The sequence below is a fragment of the Streptococcus henryi DSM 19005 genome, from assembly GCF_000376985.1.
In the GTDB taxonomy this organism is placed as follows: domain Bacteria; phylum Bacillota; class Bacilli; order Lactobacillales; family Streptococcaceae; genus Streptococcus; species Streptococcus henryi.
The window spans coordinates 1-9,563 of the sequence record NZ_AQYA01000010.1; the positions used below are offsets into that span (position 1 = coordinate 1).

Consider the following 9,563-nt stretch of genomic DNA (forward strand, 5'->3'; position numbering starts at 1 on the left):
AAGAGCATAGCCGGATGGAAGGCTGGTCGGCCAGTATGAGACTTTTCTTCCAGTAAAACATGATTAGGGATACTGTCCACGAAAAGACTGATGAGTCTAACTTCATGGTTCATGGGAATATCGTAAGCAAGATTTAGTTCCAAACTTAACTGATTTGTGTTATACTCTTTATACATAGTCATGGCTTTCTAATTGTTTTGTCGTTATTATAATTATAAACCATGACATAGGAAAACGAGCATCTCCAACTGCGGAAATGCCCGTTTTTTTTGTGTTCTGAAGCTAGTTTTTGCCCAGCCTCATCTTGCCAAACGTATATGAGGCTGACTACTTGTCGTTTAGGAAGGACAAATAAATATCGAAAGTGACTATACTTAGAGAATATTTCACCTCTAAAAATTAAGTTATGGTGGATTAGAAGTTACAGAAGAGATAAAGAAGGAATGAAGTTATTTCTTAATCCGATTGAAGTTTTTTCTATATCTGATATTTTGAAATTCACCAAGTACGGAAATACACTAAAGAAACGTAATAAACAATAAATATGTAAAAATTAAATAACCTTACAAATATAAAAAGACCGCTGTAACTTCACATATTGTCACAGCGGTCTTTTTATATTTAAAAGTTTATGTGAGCCTACTCTCTTGAAAATGTCATACTGTCAAGCAGAGCAGCTCCGTCAGTCCCTTCAGCAATGTCTACACGTGAAATTTTCACGGAAATCGCAAAACCTTCATCGAATTGACCAAGGTATTCAGTCCATTCCATTCCCACATTTTTGTAGGTCCGCCCTGTCATTTCGATTCCTCCGATAGTTCGTCCTTCAATATTTTGGAGATTCTCAAATTTATCAATATAGAAATCAAACTTTTCAAGTGTCTGCTTGACCTCTACCTGGATACGTGGGGCAGCAGAATGGGATTCACTTTTATCAGCAACATTATAGAAATATGCTGTGGAGCCAGATTCGCAGTACCAAGTTCCGGTCGAAGTATCTGCAGAGACATTTAGTTTTTCACCACTACTAAATTCTTTTGCTGTAATGGTTACAATTGGGCCTTCTGTATCATCAGTTTCTTCACTTTCTTTAGTTTCGCTTGTTTCCTCATTGCTTTCCGTAACCTCATTTTCCTGAGTCTCCTTGCTTTCTTCAACAGTTGCAGGTTCTTCTGTTTTAGCATCTTTAGTATTATTGGAGCAAGCACCAAGTGAGATGACTAGAAACAGTGCTAAGATGGTAGACATCCATTTCATTCCAGTTTTTTTCATAATAAATCTCCTTACCTTTCATTGTTTGGATTGTCGAAAAAAGTATACATAATCTAAAAAAATTTTTATATCCTTAATTCAGCAATATCAAGCAGGTTAAGACAACTCAATAACTTAGGACCTATTCATACGCATTCCCTCCATTAATTTTTGATTAGTTTATACATCTATTAAATGTCATAGGTTAGTTATCTAGTTTCTGTTAGTTTTACCGATAGATATTTCATTATGTTTAATCTTGCTAGGGGAGATAGATTTCTTATTTGTTAGAAAATTTTAATTATTTATAATGATTATAACATTATTTTAATTTAAAATCCTGTATTTAGATGTGTTTGAATAATAATTACGTATAACTTGATTTAATTTTGAATTAATATCGAAAAAGTCATATAATGAAGTCGAAAAAGAGTGTGAAAAAATCAAATGAAATAGGGAGTCCATTTTAAGTATCGATTATTATTAATGAACAAAAGAGGTTTACCATGAAAAAGTATCTTGCCTTCTTAAGAGGAATAAATATCAGTGGTAAAAACAAAATAAGCATGGCAGAACTAAAGACAGAACTTGAAGCCGCTGGCTTTCAGGAAGTTTCCACCTATCTTAACAGCGGAAACATTGTCCTTACTTCAAATCTTGATAATCCTAGACCAATGCTTGAGAAACTGATAGCTGAGTCATTTTGCTTGCAAGTTCCTGTATACGTCATTTTAATGGATGATTTAAAGTCTATCCTTTCAAATGCACCAGAATGGTGGGATTCCGGTGACAAAGATAAGTATGATAACCTCATATTTATTTTATCTGGAGACAGTCCTCAAGAGATCTGTGATTTGGTCGGTCAACCATCTCAAAATCTCGAGAAGATTGAGGTTTTTGAAAATGTGATTTTCTGGACTTTTGATAGAAAAGCCTATCGGAAATGTCATTGGTGGAAAAAGACAGCAAGTCCAGGAATTGCCGAAAAATTAACCATTCGAACAGCCAATACTGTCAAAAGAGTTTTAGGATGAGGTTTCTCTATGAGCAAATAAATTCATTATGGAAATGGATTAGTGAAAATAGGCCTGATAATTTTAAACTGACCTTTGACCAAATCAAAAAGATAGCTGGATTGCTAATCGACCATTCTTTCATAACCTACAGAAAGGAACTTTTGGACTATGGTTTCAAAGTCGGAAAAATATCAATGAAAGAGAAGAGCTTAGCTTTCGAGCGAATTTAAGATAAAAATGATTTTTCAATATAAGTTCTGGATAGGAGAAACTGATGATTCTTTCTAAATTTGATAATCAGTGTATTCGGCTTGTGGATACATTGGGAAATATTTTTGAAGGCATTTGCACTTATCAAGACAAGTACTTTAATCAACAGGAGTATGGTCGAAAAGAGGAGGCCCTGAAAATTAGCACTTTCCTCTTTTACAAGTCAGATATCAAGGAGCTTGAAAGCCTAAAAAACAACTGGGGGCCTTGTGGCAACTTCTCAGCCCCCTATGGCCTGCTGGAAAAAGTGACAGTTGAAGATGGCATTGACGCCATAAAAGATGTTTTTTTCTCGGAAGAAAATGCCCATATTTATCGACTTCTCCTCTGTTTGAATGATTTTCTTTTTGAAAATAGCAGAGCTTCATTAGATGTTTCCCAAGTCATACAGGCTCTTGACGAATTACTTGAATTTGAGCTTGATGAGACGAGCAGAATACAAGCGCAGCATTTACTCGAAAGACTTAGGAAATCACAACAACAATAACTAACTTCATCGAGAGTCACTCCACTCTCGATTTTTTATAGTCTCTATTAATTACTAATAAGACTGAAAGTGATATAATTGAAAGGTATTCTTTTTTTAATAAAATCAATTATTTGAAAGAATTGATATTGTATGGAACACAGGAGAAAAATATGAAAGTTGCAGTAGCAATCAATAAATCTGACGACACTATCTATGAACATTTTGGCCATTGCCAATGGTTTAAAATCTATAATATTGATAATGACAGAAATATAAGCAGTGAATACATTGAAGCAATTGAAGATCACGGCTCACAAAAATTCAAAGTCATGCTGGATGAAGCAGTTGACGTTGTCATTGCTAATGGCATTGGACCAGGTGTCATGAGAATGTTTGATATGACTGAAATGCAGGTATTTGCTGGAGTAACAGGAAAAGCAGACCAAGCATTTGAAAACTTTTTCTCTGGAAATCTTGTCCATGACCCCTCAGCAATCAAATGTTGTGGCAGAGACTAATTAGAAAGTGTTTGAAAAATAATGGAAGATAAGTTGCATGAAATTCGTGTTTTTGAAAATTTTGAATTAGTTTCCTCAGAGGAAGGCCACGTTGTGGTTAAGACAGAAGTAGTTGACAAATCTTTGAATTATTATGGTTTCGCTCATGGTGGCTACATCTTCACACTTTGTGACCAAATCAGCGGACTAGTTTCGATTTCAACAGGCTATGATGCTGTTACTTTGCAGTCCAATATCAATTATTTAAAGTCTGGAAAACTTGGTGACACACTCTTTATTGATGGAAAATGTGTTCATAATGGCAGAACCACAAAAGTAGTGGATGTAGATGTGACAAATCAAAAGAGAGAAGCAGTTGCTAAGGCAACCTTCACCATGTTTGTTACAGGAAAACATCAAAAATAGGAAATCTTGTTAATTATTCTGAGGAAAGGAGCCTGAGATGTCTGAAACTAAGGACGAATTAAAAAAACGCATTGGTGATTTAGCTTATGAAGTCACACAAAATGCTGCGACAGAAAGAGCCTTTACTGGTCAGTACGACGATTTTTATGAAAAAGGTATCTATGTCGACATTGTCAGTGGAGAGCCACTCTTTTCTTCTCAAGACAAGTACGATGCCGGATGTGGTTGGCCAGCATTTACCAAGCCTATTGATAATCGCATGGTAACTAATCATGAGGACAATTCTTACTTTATGCGTCGCATAGAGGTTAGAAGTCGAAATGCGGATTCTCACCTTGGCCATGTCTTTAATGATGGACCACTTGAAGCTGGAGGACTCAGATATTGCATTAACTCAGCAGCTCTGCGATTTATCCCATATGATAAGTTGGATCAGGAAGGTTATAGCAACTATAAAAGTTTATTCTAGCCTAATATAAAAATACTCCTGCAGATTTGTGTTTGCAGGAGTATTTCTTTAATCATCTGACAATTTTATAGAAAGTGGAATTGCTTACTTGAGTTATATACCCTATGGGGTATATAATGAATTCAAACAAGCTTAGGAGAAAATTATGTCACAAAAAATTGTCATTATCGGTGGTGTTGCTGGTGGGGCGACTGCTGCAACCCGTCTGCGTCGTTTGAGCGAAGAGGACCAAATCATCCTCTTTGAAAAAGGGGAATACATTTCCTTTGCTAACTGCGGTCTGCCTTACCATGTCGGTGGGGTTATCAAGGACCGTCAGGACCTTTTACTTCAAACGGTAGAAGGCATGAACAGCCAATACGGTCTTGATGTCCGCAACTTTTCAGAAGTTACCAGCATCAATCCTGACCAAAAATCTGTCACTGTTCTCAATCACCAAACTGGGGAATCATATGATGAGAGCTATGATAAACTTATCATCTCAACAGGGGCCAAGGCTATTGTGCCAAACATCGCAGGTTTGGACAAGGCCAAGAATGTCTTTAGCCTCCGAAATATTCCAGACATGGACCTGATTAAGGCCTACATTGCTGAGCATGAAGTCCAAGTAGCAACCGTTATCGGTGGTGGCTTCATCGGTCTTGAAATGATGGAAAACCTGGTTGAGCTTGGGATTCAAGTCAACTTGGTTGAAATGGCGCCCCAAGTCATGCCCAATATTGACTTTGAAATGGCTCAGATGCTTCATGCTCAAATCAACATGCACGGGGTCAACCTGATCTTGGAAGATGGCCTCAAGGAATTCCGTCAGGAAGGGCAGGAGTTTGTCCTCAACTCAGGTCGTATCCTCCAGTCTGATATGACCATTCTATCTATCGGGGTTCTGCCTGAAAGCAACCTGGCCAAGGAAGCTGGTTTGGAGCTTGGTTTCAAGGGTGGCATCAAGGTGGATGCTCAGATGCGGACCAGTCAGAAAGACATCTTTGCCATCGGTGATGTTATCGAAGTGGTGGATAGCGTGACTGGTAACCCAACAAACATTCCCCTTGCCTGGCCAGCTAATCGCCAGGGTCGACTGGTGGCTGATGTCATTAATGGTCTGGATGCTGCTTACAATGGCACCCAGGGAACAGCCGTTGCCAAGATTTTTGAATTGACGGCAGCCAGCACGGGTAACAACGAGCGTCAACTGCAAAACCTTGGGCTAGATTATCAAGCCATCCACATCCATCCCAATTCCCACGCTGGATACTACCCGGGGGCATCCCCAATCGCCCTCAAACTCCTTTTTGCTCCAGATGGAAAAATCTACGGGGCCCAAGCCATCGGTACTGAAGGCGTGGAAAAACGCATTGATGTCATTGCCACTGCCATGCGTTTTGGGGCAAAAGCAGAGCAGTTAGCCAGCATCGAATTGGCCTATGCTCCGCCTTATTCATCAGCCAAGGACCCAGTCAACATGCTGGGCTACACAGCAGACAATCTTTTGACTGGCAAAGTGGCCTCCTTCCAATGGTCTGAGGTTGCTGATTTGCAGAGCCAGGGAGCTTATTTCCTAGATGTTCGTGAGAACTTTGAATTGGCAACTGGTCAAATCTCTGGTAGCCATACCATTCCCCTCAACCAGCTCCGCCATCGCCTCCAAGAACTACCAAAAGACCAGACCATCTACGTTTACTGCCAAGTTGGACACCGTGGTTACAATGCGGCCCGCATCCTTAAACAGGCAGGTTTTGAGGTCAAAAACCTGGACGGTGGTTACAAGACCTACAAGAATGCAAGCTACCAATTGAGGGAGATTGAAGTGAAAAAAGTTGAGGTCAAACCAATGACAGAAGCAGTTGCCACTGATTTAGAAACCATCCAATTAGATGCCTGCGGACTCCAATGTCCTGGGCCTATCCTCAAGGTCAAGGAAAACCTAGACTTGATGCAGGATGGGCAAAAATTGACTGTGGCTGCCAGTGATTTTGGCTTCTCAGCTGACATTGAAGCCTGGTGTAAGAACACAGGGAACACCCTTATTGATAATAAAATCGAAGGCAACAAGGTCATCGCCACCTTGGCTAAGGGTTCTGGCCCAGTCCAGGAGACTCAGGCAGTCCTTCCAAGTCAATTACCGGCAGAAGGCGTTCTAACTGAGACAAAGGATGGGGCAACCATGGTCGTCTTCTCAGGTGATTTAGACAAGGCCTTGGCCTCAATGATTATCGCCTCAGGAGCAGCAGCCTATGGCAAGCAAGTGACCCTCTTCTTTACCTTCTGGGGACTGTCAGTCCTTAAAAAACAAAAAGTTAAAAAATCTGGCCTTGCCAAGATGTTTGACATCATGTTGCCAAACTCGGCCAATAAATTACCGCTCTCAAATATGAACATGGGCGGTATGGGTTCAGCCATGATTAAACACATCATGAAGAAAAAGAATGTGGATTCCCTTCCTGACATGATTGAACAAGCTCATAAGTTGGGCGTGAAGTTCGTGGCTTGCACCATGAGTATGGACCTGATGGGAATCGAGAAAGAAGAACTCTTTGACTTCGTTGAATATGGTGGTGTGGCTACCTTCATCGGTGACAGCGAAAAAGCCAACATGCAACTTTTTATCTAACTTCTTCTCAAAATCAAGACACACAAAAAAGCGCAGATCTGCGCTTTTTTATGTTTGAAATTATTTATCAAAGAATTGTTTTAAGCGAATGACTTCAATTTTGTACCCGTCTGGGTCAGTAATGAAGTAGAACATCTTTTCTTTGTCTGGGAGACCTGACAAGTTTGTGACAGTATAACCAGCTTCTTCATGTGCTTGGTGCATAGCATCCAAGTCTTCGACACCAACAGCGATATGACCGTAGCCATTACCCAAGTCATAGCCCTCATGACCATAGTTATAAGTCAACTCCAATTCATAGTTTGGATCGTCTTCAAGTGCCATATAAACAAGAGTGAATTTATGTTCAGGGAAATCCATACGTCGCACTTCCTTGAAATTAAGGGCATCTTGATAGAATTTAATAGAAGCGTCAAGATCTTTAACGCGGACGCAAGTGTGTAAGAATGGCATATTCTTTCCTTTCAGTTTTTAGATATTTTTTGAAAATAGCAGAGCTATTAGTCCAACCAAGTAATGACTTCTTGGCGAGGTTTACGAGCACGTGGATGTTTAGGATCCTTGCGACGATAGCCGAATGAAACCATAGTTGCCACAGCCTCTTTTTCCAAGTCAATCCAACCTAGCTCAGCCAAACGTTGATTAAGAACTTCATGATTGAAACCTTCAATTGGACAAGAATCAATTCCAATCATGCTAGCAGCTGTCATCATATTCCCCATAGCAATATAAGTCTGCTTAGCAGTCCAATCCCAGAGAGCACGTGGATTGTCAGCCATCTGCATGTCTCTTTCTTGGAAGGCTTGATAAAGTTTGATACGACTTTCTAAACCTTCGGCATCAGTAATGCCTCTGCGGACAAGACTCTGACGCATGGATTCGCCATCAAAACGGGCATTTTTTTCAGCCACCAAAAGAACAAAGTGGCTGGCAGTATCTAGCTGAGGTTGGGCCCCCCAAGCCAAATCCTTGATAGCAGCACTGAGCTCTGGAATGTGATGCTTATCGACAACGATGAAGCGCCAGCCTTCCAAACCAACAGAAGAAGGGCTAAGCCAAGCCGTATCCAAGATAAATTCCATATCTTCTTTGGGTATGACTTGTTCATTATAGACACGAACAGCAACACGATGGTCAAAGGCTGCTCGAATCTGATTTTTTACATCTTCTTGAGTCATATACTTCCTCCTTGTAATTATGCCTCTATCATAACATAAGAAATTGTCAGAAACAATTGAAAACCCTTTATTAGAGCGGGTCTAAGTGATATTGTCTAATCAAAAATACTATTTTGCATATGAAATTAATCCATCCAACCATGCTTGATGACCAAGCAACATAGTGTTTGGAACAGATTTTGCAAGTTCCTTAGCTGGTGCTCCAATTTGAGATTCTTGTGTCAGAATACGAACACGATTATTGTCTAGCTTTTGAACTAACCACGCATGGTAAACATCAAGAAAGTCATCGCCCTCGGCTTCATTCCAACCATGCCAAGCTAGTCGAAGTGTGTTATCGTCTAGATTATACTCTTCAACTTCAGCTTCTACATCAAATCCGAAAGTTTTAAAACGGAATCGAGTTGCAGTAGTTAATACTGTATTGTCTTGGTTGTACATGTAGACATCAGAACTATTCTCATAGTAAGTTTCCCATTTAGCTGCATCTAGCAAACCATCTAGGACCTTATTAAAGCTGATGTCTTTTACAATGACTTCATTAGAAACGAAGTTGTCTGTAAGACCAGGTGTAAATTTTTCGGGAAATTGAATGAATAACATAATTAATACCTCTTTCTTATTTTGATAAAAAGAGTATAGCATAAGTTAGTTGTACATACAACTGTTTTGTTTAAAAAATTTTTTATTAACAATATAAAAGGCTTAAATTTATATGCAAAATTAAGCCTAATAATTATGAAAAAACTCTGAAGCATCGTTAATTTCAGTTGCTAATTCTTCAGCGTAATCATCTCCGATTACATTACCATACATATGATGTAAGTCATCCCATGCTAACTGAATAGATGGAACAGCTTTTCTCCCTATTTCGGTGAGATAGACACGACTGGTTCGACCTTCTACAATTGTTGTCACATATCTTTTTTGAATGAGCTTTTCTAAAAAACGAGTGAGTGTGGATGGAGCGATAAATAACATTCTAGCTATATCTTTCTGTAATTTTCCATCTTCTTCAGCCAAAATTAGGATGATAAAGGCATAAGTTGGTGTTAACCCAACTTTACTAAAGGCTTCATCAGCCATCTTATTGAGAATTCGATCTAATTTTTTTACAGTAAAAAAAAGACAGGTATCTAAGGATTCTTGAACAGTTTTAGACATAAGGACTCCTTTCCCTAATTAATACTATCATAGAAGGAGAGCATTAGCAAATTTGGATACTTAGACGTTTGTGTCAAGTTATTCTCGGAAAGTTTTTCAAAAGTCCTAAATCCATTTCTTCATTTGTCCAATTGGACTACTTGTTGCACCGTTTAGTGGGATAGTCGCACTTGGGATAATATGCTGGTCGTGCTGGCCTTTCTGCAGGAGTTTTC

General features: G+C 39.2%; 12 protein-coding genes and 1 pseudogene. 7 read left to right on the forward strand and 6 right to left on the reverse strand.

What is annotated here, in order from left to right:
• Both F601_RS13000 and F601_RS0100320 read right to left on the reverse strand, forming a co-directional pair.
• A pseudogene (locus F601_RS13000) lies at positions 1–176 on the reverse strand (IS5/IS1182 family transposase); the annotation flags it as partial.
• Between the two features lie 463 nt (positions 177–639).
• Positions 640–1,272 carry a hypothetical protein gene (locus tag F601_RS0100320; protein ID WP_018163696.1) on the reverse strand — a complete coding sequence of 211 codons (633 nt, stop codon included), beginning with the start codon at positions 1,270–1,272 and terminating at the stop codon, positions 640–642.
• A gap of 485 nt (positions 1,273–1,757) precedes the next feature.
• Between F601_RS0100320 and F601_RS0100325 the strand changes: the two genes are divergently transcribed.
• From F601_RS0100325 to F601_RS0100355, 7 genes are all read left to right on the forward strand, one after another.
• Positions 1,758–2,285 (forward strand): DUF1697 domain-containing protein, encoded by a 528-nt coding sequence (locus tag F601_RS0100325; RefSeq protein WP_018163697.1) that lies wholly within the window; start codon positions 1,758–1,760, stop codon positions 2,283–2,285.
• A complete protein-coding gene (locus F601_RS13665) occupies positions 2,282–2,497 on the forward strand; it encodes a hypothetical protein (RefSeq protein ID WP_018163698.1) in 216 nt (71 codons plus the stop codon). The genes F601_RS0100325 and F601_RS13665 overlap by 4 nt, the downstream gene beginning before the upstream one ends.
• A 44-nt stretch (positions 2,498–2,541) precedes the next feature.
• Positions 2,542–3,024: a hypothetical protein gene (locus tag F601_RS0100335; protein ID WP_018163699.1), complete on the forward strand. Its 483-nt coding sequence runs from the start codon at positions 2,542–2,544 to the stop codon at positions 3,022–3,024.
• A gap of 152 nt (positions 3,025–3,176) precedes the next feature.
• Positions 3,177–3,524 carry a NifB/NifX family molybdenum-iron cluster-binding protein gene (locus tag F601_RS0100340; RefSeq protein WP_018163700.1) on the forward strand — a complete coding sequence of 116 codons (348 nt, stop codon included), beginning with the start codon at positions 3,177–3,179 and terminating at the stop codon, positions 3,522–3,524.
• Positions 3,525–3,545: 21 nt separating this feature from the next.
• Complete coding sequence (locus tag F601_RS0100345; RefSeq protein WP_018163701.1) at positions 3,546–3,929, forward strand: PaaI family thioesterase; 384 nt, start codon at positions 3,546–3,548, stop codon at positions 3,927–3,929.
• Positions 3,930–3,966: 37 nt separating this feature from the next.
• Entirely contained in the window at positions 3,967–4,398 is a 432-nt protein-coding gene (msrB, locus tag F601_RS0100350; protein WP_018163702.1) for a peptide-methionine (R)-S-oxide reductase MsrB, read from the forward strand.
• 145 nt (positions 4,399–4,543) lie between these two features.
• On the forward strand, positions 4,544–7,006 hold the full coding sequence (locus tag F601_RS0100355) for an FAD-dependent oxidoreductase (RefSeq protein WP_018163703.1): 2,463 nt from the start codon (positions 4,544–4,546) through the stop codon (positions 7,004–7,006).
• Positions 7,007–7,066: 60 nt separating this feature from the next.
• Here F601_RS0100355 and gloA read toward each other — a convergent pair whose 3' ends face one another.
• From gloA to F601_RS0100375, 4 genes are all read right to left on the reverse strand, one after another.
• Positions 7,067–7,459, reverse strand: coding sequence for a lactoylglutathione lyase (gene gloA, locus F601_RS0100360; protein WP_018163704.1), 393 nt, complete (start codon positions 7,457–7,459; stop codon positions 7,067–7,069).
• A 47-nt stretch (positions 7,460–7,506) separates the two neighbouring features.
• Positions 7,507–8,184, reverse strand: coding sequence for an NAD(P)H-dependent oxidoreductase (locus F601_RS0100365; protein WP_018163705.1), 678 nt, complete (start codon positions 8,182–8,184; stop codon positions 7,507–7,509).
• 108 nt (positions 8,185–8,292) lie between these two features.
• Positions 8,293–8,787: an SRPBCC family protein gene (locus tag F601_RS0100370; protein ID WP_018163706.1), complete on the reverse strand. Its 495-nt coding sequence runs from the start codon at positions 8,785–8,787 to the stop codon at positions 8,293–8,295.
• A gap of 126 nt (positions 8,788–8,913) precedes the next feature.
• Positions 8,914–9,348, reverse strand: coding sequence for a MarR family winged helix-turn-helix transcriptional regulator (locus F601_RS0100375; protein ID WP_018163707.1), 435 nt, complete (start codon positions 9,346–9,348; stop codon positions 8,914–8,916).
• Positions 9,349–9,563 lie beyond the last annotated feature (215 nt).